Raw genomic sequence first — 18791 nt, forward strand, 5'->3', positions numbered from 1 at the left:
TGTGCCTCAGGGGTGGTGGCCGCGCTCTTCCATGAGTCCGAAGGTGCGCTGCCGGGCGCGGTGCAGCGTGCTCTTCACGGTGCCTTCGGGGATGCGCAGCATGCGGGCGATTTCGGGGTAGCTGAGGCCGCGCACCTCGCGCAGGTGGAGGACCTGGCGCTGCTGCTCGTTGATCTCCTGCATGGCATCGGTGAAGTGCCGCTTCAGCTCCGCGCCCACGGCCTGGACTTCGGGCGTGAGGGGCTCGGAGGGCTCGAGACTCAAGCGCTCGCGGCGCTTGCGTGCGCGCAGCCAGTTGATGCTGCTGTTGACCATGACGCGGTGGAGCCACGTGGTCCAGGCAGCGCGTCCGCCGTAGCCAGGAGACTTCCAGGCGAGTCGGGCGAAGACGTCCTGCACCACGTCCTCCGCATCGTCCGCGTCGCCGACGATGCGGCGGGCGATGGCGAGGGCGCGGGCACGGTGCTCGTTGTAGAGCTGGGTGAGTGGCGGAAGGTCGATGGCGGCGGCGAGCATCACGGGTGGGCTCCTGAGCACCCCAGCGGGGACACTTCCTGGAACGAACCGGCCCCGAAAAGGGTCTATCGGCCCGCGACGGCGGGATTTTTCACCGTGGGTCTTGAAGGTACGGACGCGAGCCCGAAGCCGCGCTTCGGCTCGTACCCGAGGGTATGAAGGTGGGTAGGCTCACGGTGTCCCGGCGCGCGCCTCGGCCCGGCCCGAGTCGAGCGCCGCCCGACTCGGATGAGGCCGACCTGGCGTACTTCGCTGGGCGTGAATCCGTGGCGGCCCGGCGCACCCGCCCTTCCTGACGCTGAAGGGCGGGGCTGTCGCGGGAGCTACTCCTGCTCGTCCTGCTTCGTCAGGCCCCAGTCCTTCAGGCGCTTGAACAGGGTGGAGCGGGCCACGCCCAGCTCGCGAGCCACGCGCTCGCGGTTGTTGTTGTACCGGCGCAGCGCGGCCTCGACGATCTGCCGCTCCAGCTTCTCCAGCATCTGCTCCAACGTCATCCCAGGCGGCAGCTCCGGCACCGAGATGCCGGTCTCCTTGTTCATCTCCTGGTCGAACGTCAAATCCGCCGCGTCGATGACGGGGCCCTTGCGGAACAGCAGCGCGCGGTGCACCACGTTGCGCAGCTCGCGGATGTTGCCCGGCCACATGTGTCCCCGCAGGCGCTCCACCGCCGCCGCCGAGAAGCTCACCGTCTGGCCTCGCGGCGCGTACACCTTCACGAAGTGCTCGGCCAGCGCGGGCAGGTCACCCTTGCGGCTGCGCAGCGGCGGCAGGTGCAGCGGAATCACGCAGAGGCGGTAGTACAGGTCCTCTCGGAACTTGCCCGCGCGCGCTGCCGCCAGCAGGTCCAGGTTCGTCGCGGCCACCACCCGCACGTCGACGTGCATGGGCCGGCTGGCACCCACGCGCTTGATTTCTCCGCTCTCCAGCGCGCGCAGCAGCTTGGCCTGCAAGTCCAGCGGCAGCTCGCCAATCTCGTCCAGGAAGAGGGTTCCGCCGTCCGCCTCCTCGAAGGCGCCCTTGCGCGCGTTCGCCGCGCCCGTGAACGAGCCCTTCTCGTGGCCGAACAGCTCGCTCTCGATGAGCTCCTTGGAGATGGCCGCGCAGTTCACCGGCACCAGCGGCTTGTTCGCCCGCTGCGAGCACTGGTGGAGGGCGCGCGCCACCAGCTCCTTGCCCGTGCCGGACTCTCCCAGGATGGTCACTGCCGCCGTGGAAGGCGCCACGCGCTCGATGAGGTCCGCCAGCCCCCTCACCGCCGTGTCGTTGCCGATGATGCCGTGGAACGAGGCCACTTCCTTCTTGGACCCCGTCGCCGCCACCTCCAGCACCAGCTCCGTCTCACCCACCCTCAGCGTGGTGGGCAGCGTGACTTCCGCCTCGAACAACCGCACGGGCCCCAGCCACGTGCCGTTGGTGGAGCGCAGGTCCACGACGTGGAACGTGCCCTCCCGCCGGGTCACCTTCAGGTGCTTGCTGGAGGCGAACCGGTCCTGGAGGACCAGGTCGCAGCCCGCGTCCTTGCCCGCCGTGAAGCTGTCCCCGGTGAGCCGGTGCACCGACTCGTTCAGGCCCTGCTTCACGCGCACCTGCGCGGGCTGCCAGCGCGGCGCCTGCACGTCCTTCTGAATCGAGGTGGTGTGGCCCACCTCGGTGGAGACATCCGCGCCTTCACCGCCGCCGCTCAGGCGGAACACCGCGCGCCATTGGCCGAGCACCAGGTCCGCGCCGTCGGGCAGCTCGGCCTCGGTGACGGACGTGCCGCCCACCAGGGTGCCCTTGCCGGAGAGGTCCTGAACGCGGCACCGCGTCCCGTCCCACAGCAGCGCCACCTGCTGGCGGCTCACCTCCGGGTCTGGAATGGCGACGTCGCTCTGCTCGCCGCGCCCGAGCACCAACCGTGCCCGGTCCACGCCCACCCTCAACACCTCCTCGCCACGACGAAAAAACACCAGCTCCGGCATCCCGCGAACCTCCTGTGCGCCCGCGCTTTACACGTCCCGACACGCTGACTTCAACCCCACGCGTCGGGTCGGGCACTTCACCGGGGCGGCAGCCTACCGACGGGGCAGGAAGGTGGGCCGGTTGAGGAAGCCGCCGAGCCTGGCCGCCCGGAAGCTCGGGTCCTTCTTGTCCGGGGGGAAGATGGTGATGCCCGCCGCCAGCAGGCCCAGGCGCTTCTGCGCCTCCGGGTCCAACCGGAGATTCACGTCCATGGCGGGCTCGCTGTACTCCAGCCGCTTGCCCAGCTTCAGCGTGCCGGTGGCCAGCGCCTCCACGTCATCGCCCTTCAGCCGCAGCTCCTGGACCGTGCCCAGGCCCTTGGCGAAGTTGATGCGGCCCACCAGCGCCCCCAGCGCCACCTGTGGCAGCTCCATGGGCATCGAGTTGCCTCCGCCCATCGGGATGGACGCCTTGCCACTCTTGATGATGAGCCCCTGCGAGTCGAGCGTCAGCTCACCGGTCGCCTGGGACAGGTCCGGCTCCGGGCTCTTGCCCTTGGGCAGCGTCAGCGCCAGCACGCCGTTCAGCTCGCCGTCCAGGTCCATCCCGAGGAAGGCAGGCAGGTTGCCACCGCTGACCTTGAGCCCGTCCAGCTCAGCGCGGACCTTCATGTCGCCCAGCCAGCCCATGGAGCCCGCCACCGTTCCGCCCAACGCGTTGGCGTGAATGGCCAGCCCGGGAGGGAAGAGGGTGGGGCGCACCGCCACGCTGTCGATGAGCATCGCCACGCCCAGCTCCGCTTCGCCCGGGAGGGGGCCCTCGCCGCTCACGAGCGTCGCCAGCGTCTCCGCGCTCAGCGCCTGGGGCGGCTTGCTCACTTGCACGTTGGTGGCCGTGACGCCGGCCAGCCCCGGCCGCAGCGAGCCGATGCGCACGGCGAACCCCGCCTGCGCGGCTTCCGAGACCAGGCGCGTGCGCACCGTGTCGTACGGGAAGGTGAGCAGCAGGCAGAGGATGAAGGCCACGAGCGCGAACGCGCCGTAGCCCAGGATGACCTTCCAGCGGGCGGGCTTGGTGTCGGAGGACATGGGTTATGGCTTCATCCGGTAGGTGGCCACGGTGGTCCACGCCGTCAGCGTGTCGTTCGGCCTCGGTTCGATGCGCAGGTACTTCACCTTCACCACGCCCGGCCCGCTCTCCACCGTGCGCATGAAGTCCGTCAGCTTGCGCAGGTCCACGTCGGAGAACGTCAGCTCCACCGAGCTCTCCATGATCTTCCCGTCGCCCACGCCCACGTCGCCCTTGGGCGTCATGTTGGGCACCTGGAGCCCGGCCGCCGTGGCCTTGTCCTCGATGTAGGTGATGAGCTGCACGTTGCTGGACGTCAGCTGCGTCTCCACCGCCTGCCGCGACGCCTGAGCCTCGCGATAGCTGGCCGCCAGCGCCTGCACCTCCTGCAGCTTCGCCAGCTTGTCCTGCGTGCGCTTGCGATAGCCGGACGCGCTGTTGGCGAACGTCATCAGCACCACGAACACCACGAACACCACCACCGCCGCGCCGACGATGGACACCATCCGTCGCTCACGGTCACTCAGCCGCTCGAACCACGTCTGCACCGGCGCGAGCACTTCCTGAAGCTTGGCCATGACTAGCTATCCCCTCCTTCCGCACCGGGGCACTCCACCTGGACGTCCAGGGAGAACGTCACCTTCTGTCCGTCGCGGGTGCGCCCCACCTTGCCCTGCTTCACTTCCTTGAAGCACGAGTGGTTCTTGAGCGCGTTGGACAGCGTGTCCACCTGCTTCGAGGAGTCCGTCTCCCCCTGCAAGACGACGCGCTGCGTGTCGATCTGGATGCGGTCGAACTTCACCGGCAGGTCCGCGGGCACCTTCTGCGTCACCTCCGCCAGCAGGTTCACCGCGGACATCCGGGGCAGCGCCGCCGCCGGGCTCTCCACGCCCTTGAGCAGGTTCAGCGCGCGGTTGTAGTCCTTCTCACACTTCCCGAGGATGCGCTGGGTCGTCTCGCACAGCGCCGCGTCCACCTGCGCCTCGCGCCGCGACAGCACCGAGTTGCGCACCACGCCGAAGGCGATGAGCAGCAACAGCAGCGTGGCCGCGAAGGACGCCAGCAGGCCCAGCTTGTCCTTCACGTAGTCGAAGTCACCCTTGAAGGCGAGCTCGCCCCGTCGGTAGTTGAAGCGCGGCGCGCGAGCACCGGTGGCGTTGCCACGCAGCGCCAGCGCGTACGCCTGCGCGGCGGACGGCTGGTCCGCGGGAGCAATCGCCTCCGACGTGTCCGCGGGAAGCGCGAGCACGCGCACCGGCAGGTTCAAGTCCCGGGAGAGCTGCTCCGCCAGGCCCGGCATCCGCGCCGAGCCGCCGCACAGCACAATCGCGCCCACCTGCTGACGGCTGCGCGCCGTGTATGACTTCAAGGTGGGGCGCAGCTCGCGCAGCACCGGCTGGAGCCCGCGCACGAAGGCCGCCGCCGCGCGCTCCGCGTCCGGCCCCTGCGCCGCGCTGGCCATCGCTCCGTGCTGCTCCTTCCAGTGGTGCGCCTCGGCGAGCGACGTCTGGAACTCCGTCGCCAGCGCCTTGCTCAGGTCCTTGCCGCCGCCCGCGAAGGTGCGCGCGAACTGCACCCCCGTGCCCGGCCGGCCGATGGCCACCGAGGTGCGCTCGTGGCCCATGTCCACCACCGCCACCACGCCGCCCTCGCCGGTGCCCTCGAAGAGGCCGGCGGCCTGCTGGAGCATGTTCTGGTAGGCGAGCGCCGGGTGCGTGACGATGCGCGGGTCCACCTTCAGCTCGCCCAGCAGCTCGAGCAGCCCCTTCAGCTCCTGCTGGCGCACCACGCCCACGATGAGGTCGCTGGCCTTCTCCTTCCCGTCCGTCTCCTTCTGTCCGACGATCTGGTAGTCGTAGACGACGTCGGAGATGTCGAACGGGAGCAGGCTGCCAATCTCGAAGGGGAGCGTTGCTTCAATCCGCTTCCCGTCGGAGAACGGCAGGCCCAGCGTGTGGGTGATGAGCGCGGGGCCGGGCAGGGCGACCACGACCTGGTCGGGGTGACCAGGTGGCAGCTTGCCAATCAGCTCCTGCACCGCGGCGCGCAGCGTGTCGGTGCGCTCGCCCTCCTGGGCGCGGCGTACCTCCACGTAGCTCCGGGTGGCGTGTCCTTTCGTCCGCGCCTCCAGCACCACGCCCTTCACGGAGTGGCTGCCCAGGTCGAGGCCAAGAATGCGGGCCATGCTATTCCTCTCTCCAGTACAGGAGCCTGCCCAGCGTGTCGTCCAGCCGGACCACGGCGGTCAGCGTCTTCTGCACGCTTCCCGCCTCTCCCACGGATTTGATGGTGAACGTCTGACTCTTGTCGCCGATGAGGCGATTGCCCGCCACGTTGGACTTCACGGCGGGATTGACGACGATGCCCGCGCTCTCCACCACGGCGACGAAGTCCTGCACGCCCATGCCGAAGAAGCTGAACATGCGCGCGCCGCGGATGCGGGTGATGAGCTCGTTGAGGAACACCGGGTCTCTCAAGCGCGGGTCCGGCCGGGCCGGGTCCGCCACGGACATGATGGCCAGCCCCATCATCACCGGGTCATCCGTGTTGATGTTGGGCCGGGAGTTGATGTCCGGGTACACCGTGAGCCTGTCACGGAACGCCGACATGAACTGGTCATTCACCCCGTGCACCCGGTACAGCTCGTCGACGCTGTCGAAGCGCGCGTTCTTCGGCTCGTAGTTCGGCTCGTAGCGACTGTAGGGCGAGCCCTCATCGGAGAAGCCGGAGGGCATGGGATTGACGGGGTCCGTCGGGTTGATGGTGGAGCCCGTCTCGTCGTCGTCCGCCCAGTCCTTGATGGCCAGCATCACGTCCTGCGGATTGCTGCGCACCTTGTTCGCGTCGTCGCGCTCCCACAGGAACTCGAAGCGCTTGTCGCCGAGCATGTCCATCATCCGCAGCGCCGTGGGCAGCGCGTCACCCGCGCCCGCCACCAGCCGGTGCACGTTGAGCTTCTCCTCCTCGTCGGAGATGGTGGACAGGAAGCAGCCCTCGAAGCCGCCGAACGAGCGACGCGTCATCTGCTGCGACATCTCCCGCGACGCCGGGTCCTCCTCGCCGTCCTTCATGTCGAAGTTCGGGTCGTCCTCGTCCACTGCGTCCAACGGCGGGGCGTCGTTCTCGGGCTCCTGGCCCTCGCTCTTCACCATGCCCTTGAGCATGTGGCAGTCCACGCGCGCCATCCTCCAGAGCTGGAGGTTGAGCGACGCCGGCTGCGGGGTGTTGCCCTGATTGCCCTGGGTGCCCAGGAGGTTTCCCAGGAGCGACGCGGGGTTGGGGATGGGGGTCTGGTCGACCTGCTTCTGGAAGCGAAGCAACAGCCGCGACAGCGCCACACCCGAGCGCGCCATGTAGTACGCGCGCACCTCGTCCCGCTGGTTGGCCGCGAGTTGGAGATCTACCCGGCTGTTGTAGGCGAACTCGGTGGCGATGACCGTCAGGAGCGCGATGGACACGATCGCGATGATGAGCGCCACGCCACGCGAGCGACGCTCCCCGCCAGGGGCCTTGGAGCTGGGTCGGCGCCGCCGGGGCGTCTGCTGGAAGAAGGGCAGGGGCATCAGTACCTCGGCAGCTCGGTGTTCAACATGATGCGCGTCTGGGTGGAGTAGCGCGCTTCCTTGCCCGTCTCATCCACGGCGGTAATCGACATCCGCACGCGCGTGGGCAGGATGCTCTTCTGCTCCGTGCGCCGGGTGTCCCACTCGTCATCCCATTCCTTCTTCTCGGAGTTCCAGTACTCGAACTCCAGCTTCTTGGCGCCCTCCAGCAGCACGTCCGTCGTGCCGCCCCGGTCCATGCGGTCATCCACGCTGGGGTTCACTCGGCGCTTGAGGTCCACGCGGCCCTTGGCGTTCCGGTCGTCGGAGGCCTCCAGGAAGTACTCCACCACCGCCTGGTCGGACTCCTTCACGTCCGTGTACAGCCGCTGGTGGGCGAACGTGGTGAACAACAGCCGGTCGCTCTCGCCCACGAAGTTGGTGGGGCGGTCGTTCTGGTCCCGGAAGCGCTTCAGGTCGAACCTGTCGCTGACGTACGCGGAGCCAATCTCCCGCGCCATCCGGTTCATCGACACCCGCACCTGCCGGTAGCGGTCCGCGTCCGCCTCCACCGACTCCTTCGCCGTCAGGCCCGTCTGGAAGGCCATGGCCACCACCGTGCCCATCAGGGCGGTGATGGCCACCGCCACCATGACCTCCATCAGCGTGAAGCCACGCGAGCGCCGGGCCGTCATTGGGTGTTCCTCATGCCGGGGAAGTTCGGCATCGACGGGCGATTGCCTCCGAAAATCCCGCCGCCCTGGCCGCCCGGGACGATGCCGCCGGTGCCACCGCGCTGTTGCTGACCACCACCGTTGGCGCGCTGCAGCCACTCCGAGCGGCGCATCAGCGGCGTGCGTGACTCCGGGTGCAGCATGGTGCCGTTGGGGCCGGGGATGGGGTTCGGGACAATCATGCCCGGGCTGTTGGGATCCACCCACTGGTTGTCGGCGCCTTGAGTCTGTCCCTGCGTGGCCATGAAGCCGCCGTTGCGGTCCGAGCCCGGCCCGAGCGACACCACGTGCGTCACCAGGTCGATGTTCTCCAGTTGGGTGCCCTCCTGCCAGTACACGGTGAGGTGCACCTCGCGCACGGTCTGGGTGAGCTGCTGCACCATCTGCGTGAACATGGGCTGCGCCATGCCCATGGCCGCGCCGCCCAGGCCACCGCCCGCGGGCTGCGGTCCACTGGAGGCGCCGTCCTTGCCGCCCCCGGCCCCGCCACCGAACAGGCCGGCGATGCCGCTCATCGGGTCGTCCGAGTCCCCGCCGCCGCCGATGGGCAGGTTGAAGAGGGCGCCGATGAGCTGGTCCGGTGACACGCCGTCCAGCTTCGGGGCGATGATGCGCGCCTTCCACTTGAACTGGGGCCAGCCCTCTTCGGAGAAGTCGCCGGACTCCTCGTCGTCGTCGGGCGAGAAGCCGTCGTCGTAGAGCTTCTGCTCCACGTCCGTCATCTTCGCGCGCGCCAGGAGCGAGGCCACCGTGAGGCGCTTGGTGTAGACGTGGTTGGACACCGCGCCCGCGTTCAAGTCGAAGATGGCCATCAGCGCGAGCCCCAGGATGGAGAGCGCCACGACGACCTCCAGCAGGGTGAAGCCTTGAGCGCGTTTCATCGCGGCACCTCCAGGATGTCGTTCGCGATGGTCACCTTCCCGGTGAGCGGGGACACGTCCAGCGTCCAGGCGTTGTCGCCCTGGCTCACGTAGACGTACGCCTTCTCCGTGTAGCCCTGCGGGAAGAAATAGAGATACGCCACGCCGTTGTCGACCGCCTCCTTCTGCTGGCGTGTCCACACGGACACGCGCACGTCCGCCGGCAAGTCACGGGCCGGTATTTCCTCCGAGGTGAAGGACGAGAACTTCGCCGCGTTCTGCACGCGCTCCTTCTCTCCGTCCATCAGCTCCTGCGCGCTGGGCGTGCTGCCGCCCGACGCCAGGTAGCTGCGGCGCTCCTCGTTGCCCTGGCTGCTGCCTCGGTTGGCGCGCCGGGACTGCTCGCGCGCGCTGTTCTCGTCGCGCAGGGCGGTGTCGCGGTCTCTCGCCGTCGTCACCGCGCTCTCCGCGCACTCGGCATGGTAGCGCGTGGCCTTCTCCTCCTTGGGGTCCGGAATCTCGAACACCAGCCGGCACGTCTTGCCGCGCAGCGCCGCCGAGTCGTAGAGCGAGCGGATGGTGCCCGCCAGCTCCCCCGCCGCGCCCTTGGCCTTGGCGCCCGTGAGCGAGCCGATGCCCATCACCGCCGCGGAGAACAACATCGCGACGATGATGATGGCGATGGAGATCTCGATGAGCGTCAGGCCGCGCTGGGCTCGACGGAGCACGCGCTGCCCGGCTGTCGTCGTCACACGCGTCATGGTTGCCCCCAGTTCGCCAGCACGCCCCCGCTGCTCAGGTCCGCGTTCGTCCCCACGCCGCCCTGCTTGCCGTCCGCCCCGTAGGAGATGACGGCGCCGCTCTTGCCGTCCATCCAGTAGACGTACGGGTGACCCCAGGGGTCCACCGGCACGGAGTCGATGAGCTTCGCCTGGATGAGCGGCGTGAAGCCCTCTTCCTTGGACGGGAAGTAGCCCAACAGCCGGTGGTGCGCCTTGAACAGGCCCTCCAGCTTGCGAATCTCTCCGCGCGCCCGGCGCTGCTCCGGCTGGAGCGAGCGGTCGTCCGTCACGTACACGAGGACGAACGCCAGCACGGTGGCCACCAGGAAGATGGCCGCCAGCAGGAGCCGCCCCTTCGTCTGGGGGCGCAGGGCCCCCGCGGGCGAGGGCATCTGGGATGGCAGTGAGGTTTGCACGTTCATACCCGAAGCCCTGTCAACACGCGGGGTGCGCTACTTCTTCACTTGTTGTTGGCGGAGGCGCCGTCCGCGGAGGAGATGTCCGCGTCGTTGCCCTCGCCGCCGGCCGTGCCATCCGCGCCGTAGGAGATGATGACGGGCTTGCCGCCCTCGTTCAGGTACACGTAGTCGTTGTTCCACGGGTCCTTGGGCATCTGCTCCAGCGACTGGGTCTCCACCAGCGCGTTGAGGCCCGACGACGTGTCCGGGTACTTGCCCTTCTTCGTGTAGTAGAGCTTCAGCGCGCCCTGGATGCTCTTGATATCCAGGGAGGCCCTGTCCCTACGGGCCGCCTCGAGCTGCGGAATCACCGCCACGCCGACGGCGGCGGCGATGAGGCCGAGGATGGTGATGACCACCATGATTTCGATGAGGGTCATGCCGCGGCGGTTGCGGCGGCGGCGCTGCTGCGAGTGGGTGTTCTGGCTCATGTCTGCTCTCACCTCGGGGTGACTTTCTGGCAAGCCACCGCATCGTGTTCAGGACTTCCTGTCAGGGGGCCCGGGGGCCGTCCACCACCCCAGCGGGCGGCACGGAGGACCGGGGGCCGTACAGTCGGGCCCCCACCGTCACCAGCGCCGCCGCGAGGGCAATCATCGCCGCGAGCGTCGCGCGCTGAATCCAACGGTCGAGCGTGTCATTCGTCATGGCCCTGGCACCTCACCGGATGGCCGAGTTCACCTGGAGAATCGGCAACAGGATGGAGAGGGCGACGAATGCAATCACCGCGCCCATCACCACGATGAGCAGGGGCTCCAGGAGCGAGGTGAGCGCACCGATGCGCACGTTCACCTGCGTCTCGTAGTTGTCCGCGACGTTGGTGAGCATGTCCTCCAGCTGTCCGGAGCGCTCTCCAATCGCGACCATGTGGTACACGAGCGGCGGAAACTCACCCGAGCGCTTGAGCGGGGCGGCGATGCTCTCGCCTTCGCGGATGGAGTCGCGGGCCTTCTCGACGACTTCGGCCAGCACGGTGTTCGTCATGATGGCCTTGACGATGTCCATGGCAGCCAGCAAGGGGACGCCGCTCTTGAGCAGCGTGGACAGCGTGCGGGCGAAGCGGGAGATGGACAACAGGCGCACCAGGCTGCCGACGATGGGCGCCTTCAGCACGAAGCGGTCCCACTTCGGCTTGCCCTTGGGGCTCTTCGTCCAGCGCATGAAGAGCCACACGCCCAGCGCCATCATCGGCACGGCGATGAACCACCAGTTCTGGAAGAAGTTGCTCGTGGCGATGAGGATCCGCGTGCTCAGGGGCAGGGTGGCCTTCATCGTCTCGAAAATCTTGGTGACCTTCGGGACCACGAACACCATCAGCGCCACGAGGATGCCGCCGCCCACCACCATCATGATGGCGGGGTAGAGCATGGTGCTGAGGATCTTCTGCTGCAGCCGGGCCTGGTTCTCCGTGAAGTCGGCCAGGCGCGTGAGCACCGCGTCCAGCGCGCCGGACGCCTCGCCCGCGCGCACCATGTTCACGTAGATGTTGGGGAAGATTTTCGGGTGCTGACCCAGCGCGTCCGCCAGGGACGAGCCCTCGTTGACGCGCTGCTTGATGTCGGAGAGGGCGCGCTTGAAGCGCTCCTTCTCCACCTGGTCGACCAGGGCGGTGAGCGACTCCACCAGCGTGACGCCGGCGCCCAGCAGCGTGGAGAGCTGCCGGGTGAAGATGGCGACGTCGTCGGTGTTGACGCGGCCCCGCCCCAGCTTGCGCAGGTCGATGTCGCGCGACACCTGCGCCGCGTTGGCGCCCTTGGACACCGCGCCCCGGCTGCCTTCCGCCTGGGCCAGCACGTCCGTGAGGAACACGCCGTCCGCGCGCAGCTTGGAGCGCAGCGTCTTGGGCGAGTCGGCTTCCAGCAGACCCTTGATCTGCTTGCCCGCGGAGTTGAGACCTCTGTACTCGAAGACCGGCATGGCTCGATGACCCCGGCTCCTCCCAGGGAGGAGCTGTCGGTTACATGTCCTCCTGGGTGATGCTCAGCACTTCGGCGATGGTCGTCTCGCCCAGGGAAATCTTCCGCGCACCGTCTTCCAGCAGGGTGATCATCCCCTTGCTGGTGGCGGACTTCTTGATGGTGGAGGCGTCCACGTTCTTCAGCACCAGCTGGCGCACGTCGTCGTCCACGGGGAGGAACTCGTAGATGCCCGTGCGGCCGCGGTAGCCGTTGCGGTTGCACGTGGGGCAGCCCACGGCCTTGTAGATGCGGTCCGTCCCGTAGCGCGCCTTGAACGAGGCGAGCGTGTGGCTCAGCTCCTTCAGCTCCGCGTCCGTGGGCACGTAGGCCACGCGGCAGTCGGCGCACACCCGGCGCACCAGACGCTGGGCGAGGATGCCGGTGAGCGACGAGGCCACGAGGAACGGCTCCACGCCCATGTCCACCAGACGGGTGACGGCGCCCGCGGCGTCGTTGGTGTGGACCGTGGAGAGCACCAGGTGGCCCGTGAGGGATGCCTGGATGGCGATCTCCGCCGTCTCCTTGTCGCGAATCTCGCCCACCATGATGACGTCCGGGTCCTGGCGGAGGAACGAGCGCAGGCCCTGGGCGAAAGTCAGGCTGATCTTCGGGTTGATGGCCATCTGGCCAATGCCCTTGAGCTGGTACTCGACCGGGTCCTCGACGGTGAGGATGTTGAGGTCCGGGGTGTTGATCTTCGACAGGGCGCCGTAGAGCGTCGTCGTCTTGCCGGAGCCCGTGGGGCCGGTGACGAGGACGATGCCGTGCGAGCGCTTGATGACCGCCTCCATCGCGTGGAGCGTCACCTGGCTCATGCCGATCTCCGCCAGGTCCAGCAGCGTCGCCGTCTTGTCCAACAGACGCATGACGATGCGCTCCCCGTGCGTGGTGGGGATGGTGGACAGACGGATGTCGATGTCGCGGCCCGCCAGCTTGATGCGGATGCGGCCGTCCTGCGGCAGGCGCTTCTCGGCGATGTTGAGCTGCCCCATCACCTTCACGCGGCTGACGATGGCGTTCTGGTAGCGCTTGGGCGGCTTGATGACTTCCTGGAGCACACCGTCCACGCGGAAGCGCACGAGCAGCTCGCGCTCCATGGGCTCGATGTGGATATCGCTCGCGCGCTCCTTGGCGGCGCGGAAGAGCACGGAGTTCACCAGCCGGATGACCGGCGCCTCGTCGTCCGTGTCCAACAGGTCCTGCGGCTCGTCCAGCTCGTGCGCGAGCGCGTCCAGGTCCTGCGTCTCCATCTCGTCGACCAGCTGCTCGGCCTCGTTGATGGAGCGGTCATAGACGCTGTTGATGGCGTCGGTGATGGTGGAGCCCAGCGCGAGCCGGGGGCTGATGCTCTGCCCCAACAGCAGCCGCGCGTGGTCCATGGTGGACGTGTCCAGCGGGTCCGCCACCGCGAGCACCACCGCGTCACCCTCCACGGACAGCGGGAGGATGTGCGACTGCTTGGCGAAGTTGATGGGGATGCGCTTGACCAGCTCCGCGTCCACTTCCTCCGTGAAGATGCGCGCCAGGTAGGGCAGGTCCAGCTGGTGTCCCAGGGCCTTGACGACGTCCTCTTCGGAGACCGCCTTGATGCCCACCAGCACCTCCCCGATGCGCCCACCCTTCTCCTCCTGGATGGCGAGCGCCTCCCGGAGCTTCTCCTCGGTGAGCGAGGGGACGAGCGCGCGGAGGATCTCCCCCAGGGGCCTTCCACAGAGGAAGGCCTGTCCGTGGGAGACGACCTGGGTGGAGTCGTTCCGAGCGGTGGACGCGCCGGACGCGGCGGCGGCGAAGGTGGGGTCGGCGGTTACGTTCATGGGCTCTTAGTTCCCCGATTCAGGCTGGATGCGCAGGCGCTCTGGCGACGCGTCTCTGGAGGACTCCGGAGCCGGCGCTTCGGGCGTCCGCGGCGTCGGGGCCGCGGGGGGTGACTCTTCGGAACCCGTGGAAGGCGGCGCGGCTTCCCGCACCTCGGGCTCACGCGACTGGGGGGCCGTGGGCCGCGCGGGCTGCACGGCGTTCTGACGAGCAGGCGTGGGGGCCGCACCCGGCCCGATGATGCGCTCGCCATTCAGACCGGGACCGCCGTTCTCCGCGCGGTTGCGCTCCCGGATGACGGCCTGGTTCATGCGAGACAGCGGACCGGGCTTGCGGCTGAAGTCCACCGCCACGTCGTAGCCCGGCACCTGACCGTAGAACTGCTCCACGAACTGCTGACGCTCCTTCATCTTGCGCTCGAAGATGACGCGGAAGTCCTCCGGGCCCCGGATGATGTAGGGCGTCAGGAACAGCAGCAGGTTCGTCTTCGTCTTCTTGCGAGACGTCTCGCGGAAGAAGTTGCCGATGATGGGGATGTCGCCCAGCACCGGGACCTTGGTGACGGACTCAATCGTGCGGTCCTGCATGATGCCGCCCAGCACCACCGTCTCCTGGTCCTTGGCGATGACCGTCGTCTTCGCGCTGCGCTTGCTCGTCGTCGGACCGAGCACCGGGTCGTTGGAAGCGATCTCCTCCGTCTGCTCGGTGATGACCATGCGGATGTAGTCGCTGTCGTTGATCTGCGGCTTGACGGTCAGCTTCAGCTCCACGTTCTGGCGCTGGATGGGCGCGTACAGCGAACCCAGGCCGCCCAGGCCGGCGAGCAGCGACGGGTTGAGGCCACCGGCCGCGCCGCCCGCCCCGCCCACCTGTGAGCCCAGCGAGGAGGGCGAGAAGCCGGACTGGAAGGGCACGTTCTGGCCCACGGTGATTTCCGCCTCCTCGTTGTCGCTGGTGAGGATGTGCGGGGTGGAGAGCACGTTGACGTCGGAGCTCTGCTGCATCGCGTGCAGCACCACGCCGAAGGCGGGGATGTCCAGGCCCAGCTTCTCCAGCGCCGGAATCACCGGACCCTGCAGACCCGCGAGGAAGCCGCCGAAGGACGCCAGGTTGGCCAGGCTCAGCGAGGGCGGAAGGCCCTGCCCGCCGTTGTTGGTGCCAATCAGGCCGGGCGCCGCGCCCCTGTCGGTCTGCAGCGCGAAGCCGCTGTGCAGGTTGACGCCGAACTCGGCGTTGCGGTCCAGGTTCACCTCCATGATGACGGCCTCGACGAACACCTGGCGGCGCGGCGTGTCGAGCTGCTGGATGACCTGGACGATGTTCTTGTAGTCCGTCTGGCTGGCGACGATGACCAGCGAGTTGGTGCCCTTGTCGGCCGAGATCTTCACCTCGCCGCTGAACAGCTCCGCGGCCTGGGTGGTGCCGGCGGGACGCGGAGCGCCCTGGGGCATGTTCGGCATCGGCGAGCGCGGCCGGTTCGCGGTGCCCTGGGCCAGCGACTGGAGCGTGCTGGCCAGCTCCTCCGCGTTGGCGTTCTCCAGGTAGTAGACGTTGATGCGACCGCCCGTCCCGGAAGGGATGTCGATCTGCGTGACGATGTCCTGGATGCGCTCGAACGCGGCGGGGCTGGCCACGATGATGAGCTTGTTGGTGCGCTCGTCCGGGATGATCTGCGACAGCGTCACCGGGCCCGCGGAGGCCTCCTGGCCGCCCGAGACGGGCTGCGCGATGACCTCGCCGCCCGGCTGGCCCGGCGGCGTGTTGCCCTGCGTGAAGGTGCCGGGACGCTGCCCGGGGCGGGCGCCCTTGGCCTCGAAGAGGCGCTGCACCGTGGTGGCCACGTCCTGCGCGGCCGCGTACTGCACCTGGATGACCCGCAGCTCGTCGCTGGCCGCGCGCGTGTCCAACTGGTCGATGAGGCGCTCCAGGCGGTGGATGTTGGAGCCCACGTCGTTGACGATGATGGTGTCCGGCGGATACGGGATGGTGTCGCCGTCCTTGGACACCAGCTGCTGCAGCACGCCGCGCAGCGGCTCCACCTCCACGTTGCGGATGCGGAACAGCTTGGTGATCATCTGCTCGTTGGTCGTGTACGGCTGGCCGTCCTCGACGATGGTGGGGATGGGGTTCTGCTTCGCCGAGCGCTTGTCGACGATCTTCATGAAGCGGCCGTACTGGTACGCGGCGAGCCCGTTGGCGTCGAGCGAGGCCAGGAAGGCGGAGTAGAACGCGTCGGCGTCCACTTCGACGCGGCCGTTCTCCGGGCCGATGATGGAGATCTTCCCGCGCACGTTCTCCGGGAGGATGAAGGTGCGGCAGGTGGCGTCGGCGACCGTCTGGACGAGCTTTTCGATCTCCACCTTGTCGAAGTAGATGCCGTAGCGCGCGTTGCGCCGGGCCTCCTCGCACGTGGGCGTGCGCCGTGAACCCTGATTGGACTCGTCGGCGCCCGTGGGCGACGACTGGGGAGTGATGGTCCGCTCACCCGGCGCGGAAGGCGCGGAGGTGCCGGGCGGAGGGGGGCGGCGCTGGGCCTGCGCGGGGACGGCGAGCGCGAGGCAAAGGCAGAGCATCCAGGACGGGAGCGTCTTCATGGAGGAGCGGGCGCGGCGTGGGGTTTAACGGACGTTGTAGGACTTGCGGATCGGCGCGCCGTTGCGCTCGATCTCGATTTCAATGCGGGATGAGTCCTTCATCTTCGAATAGACCTCGAGCGCCTTCTCGGGGCTGTTGAGGTCGAATCCGTTGATGCGGCGGATGACGTCGCCGTTCTGGACTCCAATCTTGGAGTAGATGGAATCCGGGCGGATGGAGAAGAGCTTGAACCCCACGGCCTGACCGTCCTTGAAGGCGGGAACGATTCGCGCCTGCATGGCGACGTCGTTGAGGTTGTTGAGCGTCTTGTCGATTTCCGCGCGCGGCACTTCGTACTCGTTGTCGCTGACCGCGCGGATGCCGCTGGTGGACGCGGTGTTCGTCTGCGCCACCGGAGGCGTGGGAGGCGTGAAGGCCTGCGCGCCGTCGCCCGGGTTGCCGTCGATGAACTCCTTGCGGCCCCCGTTGACGATGATGACGCGCTCACGCTCGATTTCGAGCACGGTGGCGCCCTGCAGGGCATTGCCCACCATGTACGTCTGCGAGCGCTGGGTGACCATGTCCTGGATGGAAGCGAAGGACCAGTCAGGGTTGCCGGCGACGAGCGTGCCCAACAGCTTCACGCGAAGGCCGCTCTTCACCGGGGCCGCGTTGGGGTCGACCTGAGGCGCGGTGGGTTCCGCCACCGCGACCTCCGGCTCCGGAATCTTGATGCCAGTCACCCGGGACAGCTGCTCCATGTCCGGCAGCGCCAGTGCGGACTGGGCTGGCCGGGTGTTGGCGGGCGCGCGCGAGGCGGCCCCTGACATGGGCACCGGGGAGATGGCGGACTCGACGAACAGGTTCACCGTCTTCGCCGCCAGCAGCGCGACGAGGAGGACGAACAGCAGGTTCACCGTCCAAAAGTATTTTCGAAAGAAGAGTTCCATCACGCTTCCGAGAGAAAGCCGAACCGGTGGAGAGCAAGCCAGGTGCCACCGCGGGCCAGTGGGGCCAATCAACGGGGACGGCCAAGCGCTCGAAATTATTCCGGAATGAAGGGCCGCTCCGGGCGACTGAGCGAGCTGCCCCGAGCCTTGGGACAAATTGTCAAAGCCAGGTGGGGGCCTTTGTGACGGCCTGTCAGTCCTCGCTTCCAGCGGGGGGCTCGCCGCCGTTGGACTGCTCGCGCTCCAGCTTGCGGTAGATGGTGCGGGCCGCGATGCCCAGCAGCCGGGCTGCCAGCGTCTTGTCGCCCTTGGTGTGGCGCAAGGTTTCGTGGATCACGCGGCGCTCCACCTCTTCCATGGGCGTTCCAATGGGGATGACCAGCTGCGAGGCGGCGCCGAGCGGGCCCTTGCGCACCGACTCGGGCAGGTCGCTGGCCTCCAGCACCTCGGTCCGCGCCAGCACCACCGCGCGCTCGACGGCGTGCTCCAGCTCCCGCACGTTGCCGGGCCAGGCGTAGTTCTCCAGCGTCTGGAGCGCCTCCTGGGAGAAGCCGCGCAGCACCTTGCCGTTCTTCGCGGCGAAGCGGCGCAGGAACGCGTCCGCCAGGAGCGGGATGTCCTCCCGGCGCGAGGCCAGCGCGGGGACGCGGATCTCCACCACGTTGAGGCGGTAGTAGAGGTCCTCGCGGAAGCGGCCCTCGGCCACCTCCTTCTGCAGGTCCTTGTTGGTGGCGGCCACCAACCGCACGTCCACCTTTACTATCTGCGTGCCACCCAGCCGCTCGATTTCGCCCTCGGCCAGCGCGCGCAGGAGCTTCACCTGGGCGGGCAGCGGCATCTCTCCGATTTCGTCCAGGAAGAGGGTGCCGCCGTGGGCGCGCTCGAAGCGGCCCTCGCGACGGGCGACCGCGCCGGTGAAAGCGCCGCGCTCCACGCCGAACAGCTCCGCCTCCAGGATGTTCTCCGGCAGCGCGCCGCAGTTGACGGCGACGAAGGAGCCCTTGGCCCGGCTGGAGTACTCGTGCACCGAGCGCGCGGCCAGCTCCTTGCCGGTGCCGGACTCGCCCAGCAGCAGCACCGTGGCGGTGGAGGGCGCCGCCTGGCGGATGGTGTCCAGCATGGCGCGGAAGGCGGGGGACTGGCCCACCATGGTGCGCCCGCCCGCGGCGCTCATCTCCGCCAGCTTCGCCTTGAGCGTCTGGTTCTCCGAGACGAGGGCCCGCTTCTCCAGCGCCTTCGACACCGCCTTCACCAGCGCGTGGCGCTTGAGGGGCTTGGTGATGAAGTCGTAGGCGCCGTCCTTCATCGCCGCCACGGCCGTCTCCACCGTGCCGTAGGCCGTCATCAACACCACCTCCACGTCGGGGCGGATGGTGCGCGCCGCGCGGAGCAGCTCCTGCCCGTCCATGCCGGGCATCATCAGGTCGGTCACCATCACCGTGACTTCGGGCCGGCGCAAGAGCTCCAGCGCCTCCGTCCCGTTGGCGGCCGACAGCGTCGCCATGTTCTCCCGCTGGAAGATGCGCGTCACGGAGTCGAGGTTGGCGCGGTCGTCATCGACGACGAGAACGGTGGAGGTAGTCATGTCGGGCG

At 68.3% G+C, this 18791-nt stretch carries 17 protein-coding genes; all 17 read right to left on the reverse strand.

The annotated features are described in order from the left end of the window. Nucleotides 1-6: 6 nt before the first annotated feature. Nucleotides 7-516 carry an RNA polymerase sigma factor gene (locus tag ACN469_RS08400; RefSeq protein ID WP_498766028.1) on the reverse strand — a complete coding sequence of 170 codons (510 nt, stop codon included), beginning with the start codon at nucleotides 514-516 and terminating at the stop codon, nucleotides 7-9. A gap of 323 nt (nucleotides 517-839) precedes the next feature. Continuing rightward, the gene (locus ACN469_RS08405) at nucleotides 840-2477 is read right to left on the reverse strand and encodes a sigma 54-interacting transcriptional regulator (RefSeq protein WP_498765937.1); all 1638 of its coding nucleotides are present in this window, start codon (nucleotides 2475-2477) and stop codon (nucleotides 840-842) included. A 93-nt stretch (nucleotides 2478-2570) separates the two neighbouring features. Continuing rightward, on the reverse strand, nucleotides 2571-3545 hold the full coding sequence (gene gspN, locus ACN469_RS08410) for a type II secretion system protein GspN (protein ID WP_498765939.1): 975 nt from the start codon (nucleotides 3543-3545) through the stop codon (nucleotides 2571-2573). A 3-nt stretch (nucleotides 3546-3548) separates the two neighbouring features. Further along, the gene (locus ACN469_RS08415) at nucleotides 3549-4103 is read right to left on the reverse strand and encodes a type II secretion system protein M (protein ID WP_498765941.1); all 555 of its coding nucleotides are present in this window, start codon (nucleotides 4101-4103) and stop codon (nucleotides 3549-3551) included. A 2-nt stretch (nucleotides 4104-4105) separates the two neighbouring features. Beyond that, complete coding sequence (gene pilM / locus ACN469_RS08420) at nucleotides 4106-5710, reverse strand: pilus assembly protein PilM (RefSeq protein ID WP_498765943.1); 1605 nt, start codon at nucleotides 5708-5710, stop codon at nucleotides 4106-4108. A gap of 1 nt (nucleotide 5711) precedes the next feature. Beyond that, entirely contained in the window at nucleotides 5712-7088 is a 1377-nt protein-coding gene (locus ACN469_RS08425; protein WP_498765945.1) for a type II secretion system minor pseudopilin, read from the reverse strand. Then, nucleotides 7088-7762, reverse strand: coding sequence for a type II secretion system protein GspJ (locus tag ACN469_RS08430; protein ID WP_498765947.1), 675 nt, complete (start codon nucleotides 7760-7762; stop codon nucleotides 7088-7090). The genes ACN469_RS08425 and ACN469_RS08430 overlap by 1 nt, the downstream gene beginning before the upstream one ends. Further along, nucleotides 7759-8682 carry a type IV pilus modification PilV family protein gene (locus ACN469_RS08435; RefSeq protein WP_498765949.1) on the reverse strand — a complete coding sequence of 308 codons (924 nt, stop codon included), beginning with the start codon at nucleotides 8680-8682 and terminating at the stop codon, nucleotides 7759-7761. The genes ACN469_RS08430 and ACN469_RS08435 overlap by 4 nt, the downstream gene beginning before the upstream one ends. Beyond that, nucleotides 8679-9422 (reverse strand): prepilin-type N-terminal cleavage/methylation domain-containing protein, encoded by a 744-nt coding sequence (locus ACN469_RS08440; RefSeq protein ID WP_498765951.1) that lies wholly within the window; start codon nucleotides 9420-9422, stop codon nucleotides 8679-8681. Before ACN469_RS08440 ends, ACN469_RS08435 begins: the two co-directional genes overlap by 4 nt. Continuing rightward, nucleotides 9419-9865 carry a type II secretion system protein GspG gene (locus ACN469_RS08445; protein ID WP_498765953.1) on the reverse strand — a complete coding sequence of 149 codons (447 nt, stop codon included), beginning with the start codon at nucleotides 9863-9865 and terminating at the stop codon, nucleotides 9419-9421. The genes ACN469_RS08440 and ACN469_RS08445 overlap by 4 nt, the downstream gene beginning before the upstream one ends. A 38-nt stretch (nucleotides 9866-9903) precedes the next feature. Beyond that, nucleotides 9904-10332: a type II secretion system major pseudopilin GspG gene (gene gspG, locus ACN469_RS08450; RefSeq protein WP_498765955.1), complete on the reverse strand. Its 429-nt coding sequence runs from the start codon at nucleotides 10330-10332 to the stop codon at nucleotides 9904-9906. A gap of 61 nt (nucleotides 10333-10393) precedes the next feature. Further along, on the reverse strand, nucleotides 10394-10549 hold the full coding sequence (locus tag ACN469_RS08455) for a hypothetical protein (protein WP_498765957.1): 156 nt from the start codon (nucleotides 10547-10549) through the stop codon (nucleotides 10394-10396). 12 nt (nucleotides 10550-10561) lie between these two features. Continuing rightward, nucleotides 10562-11818 carry a type II secretion system inner membrane protein GspF gene (gene gspF, locus ACN469_RS08460; RefSeq protein WP_498765959.1) on the reverse strand — a complete coding sequence of 419 codons (1257 nt, stop codon included), beginning with the start codon at nucleotides 11816-11818 and terminating at the stop codon, nucleotides 10562-10564. Nucleotides 11819-11858: 40 nt separating this feature from the next. Continuing rightward, a complete protein-coding gene (gene gspE / locus ACN469_RS08465) occupies nucleotides 11859-13673 on the reverse strand; it encodes a type II secretion system ATPase GspE (protein ID WP_498765961.1) in 1815 nt (604 codons plus the stop codon). Nucleotides 13674-13679: 6 nt separating this feature from the next. Then, nucleotides 13680-16268 (reverse strand): type II secretion system secretin GspD, encoded by a 2589-nt coding sequence (gene gspD / locus ACN469_RS08470; RefSeq protein ID WP_498765963.1) that lies wholly within the window; start codon nucleotides 16266-16268, stop codon nucleotides 13680-13682. A 24-nt stretch (nucleotides 16269-16292) separates the two neighbouring features. Beyond that, nucleotides 16293-17198 carry a type II secretion system protein GspC gene (gspC, locus tag ACN469_RS08475; RefSeq protein ID WP_498765965.1) on the reverse strand — a complete coding sequence of 302 codons (906 nt, stop codon included), beginning with the start codon at nucleotides 17196-17198 and terminating at the stop codon, nucleotides 16293-16295. Between the two features lie 193 nt (nucleotides 17199-17391). Continuing rightward, on the reverse strand, nucleotides 17392-18783 hold the full coding sequence (locus tag ACN469_RS08480) for a sigma-54-dependent transcriptional regulator (protein WP_498765967.1): 1392 nt from the start codon (nucleotides 18781-18783) through the stop codon (nucleotides 17392-17394). Nucleotides 18784-18791 lie beyond the last annotated feature (8 nt).

It is taken from the genome of Corallococcus terminator (assembly GCF_049194865.1).
Classification (GTDB): Bacteria; Myxococcota; Myxococcia; order Myxococcales; family Myxococcaceae; genus Myxococcus; species Myxococcus terminator_A.

Excerpts from the sequence above, each read along its gene's own strand:
- ACN469_RS08400 (WP_498766028.1), bottom strand. The coding sequence starts at position 516 with ATGCTCGCCGCCGCCATCGACCTTCCGCCACTCACCCAGCTCTACAAC.
- ACN469_RS08405 (WP_498765937.1), bottom strand. The coding sequence starts at position 2,477 with ATGCCGGAGCTGGTGTTTTTTCGTCGTGGCGAGGAGGTGTTGAGGGTG.
- gspN (WP_498765939.1), bottom strand. The coding sequence starts at position 3,545 with ATGTCCTCCGACACCAAGCCCGCCCGCTGGAAGGTCATCCTGGGCTAC.
- ACN469_RS08415 (WP_498765941.1), bottom strand. The coding sequence starts at position 4,103 with ATGGCCAAGCTTCAGGAAGTGCTCGCGCCGGTGCAGACGTGGTTCGAG.
- pilM (WP_498765943.1), bottom strand. The coding sequence starts at position 5,710 with ATGGCCCGCATTCTTGGCCTCGACCTGGGCAGCCACTCCGTGAAGGGC.
- ACN469_RS08425 (WP_498765945.1), bottom strand. The coding sequence starts at position 7,088 with ATGCCCCTGCCCTTCTTCCAGCAGACGCCCCGGCGGCGCCGACCCAGC.
- ACN469_RS08430 (WP_498765947.1), bottom strand. The coding sequence starts at position 7,762 with ATGACGGCCCGGCGCTCGCGTGGCTTCACGCTGATGGAGGTCATGGTG.
- ACN469_RS08435 (WP_498765949.1), bottom strand. The coding sequence starts at position 8,682 with ATGAAACGCGCTCAAGGCTTCACCCTGCTGGAGGTCGTCGTGGCGCTC.
- ACN469_RS08440 (WP_498765951.1), bottom strand. The coding sequence starts at position 9,422 with ATGACGCGTGTGACGACGACAGCCGGGCAGCGCGTGCTCCGTCGAGCC.
- ACN469_RS08445 (WP_498765953.1), bottom strand. The coding sequence starts at position 9,865 with ATGAACGTGCAAACCTCACTGCCATCCCAGATGCCCTCGCCCGCGGGG.
- gspG (WP_498765955.1), bottom strand. The coding sequence starts at position 10,332 with ATGAGCCAGAACACCCACTCGCAGCAGCGCCGCCGCCGCAACCGCCGC.
- ACN469_RS08455 (WP_498765957.1), bottom strand. The coding sequence starts at position 10,549 with ATGACGAATGACACGCTCGACCGTTGGATTCAGCGCGCGACGCTCGCG.
- gspF (WP_498765959.1), bottom strand. The coding sequence starts at position 11,818 with ATGCCGGTCTTCGAGTACAGAGGTCTCAACTCCGCGGGCAAGCAGATC.
- gspE (WP_498765961.1), bottom strand. The coding sequence starts at position 13,673 with ATGAACGTAACCGCCGACCCCACCTTCGCCGCCGCCGCGTCCGGCGCG.
- gspD (WP_498765963.1), bottom strand. The coding sequence starts at position 16,268 with ATGAAGACGCTCCCGTCCTGGATGCTCTGCCTTTGCCTCGCGCTCGCC.
- gspC (WP_498765965.1), bottom strand. The coding sequence starts at position 17,198 with ATGGAACTCTTCTTTCGAAAATACTTTTGGACGGTGAACCTGCTGTTC.
- ACN469_RS08480 (WP_498765967.1), bottom strand. The coding sequence starts at position 18,783 with ATGACTACCTCCACCGTTCTCGTCGTCGATGACGACCGCGCCAACCTC.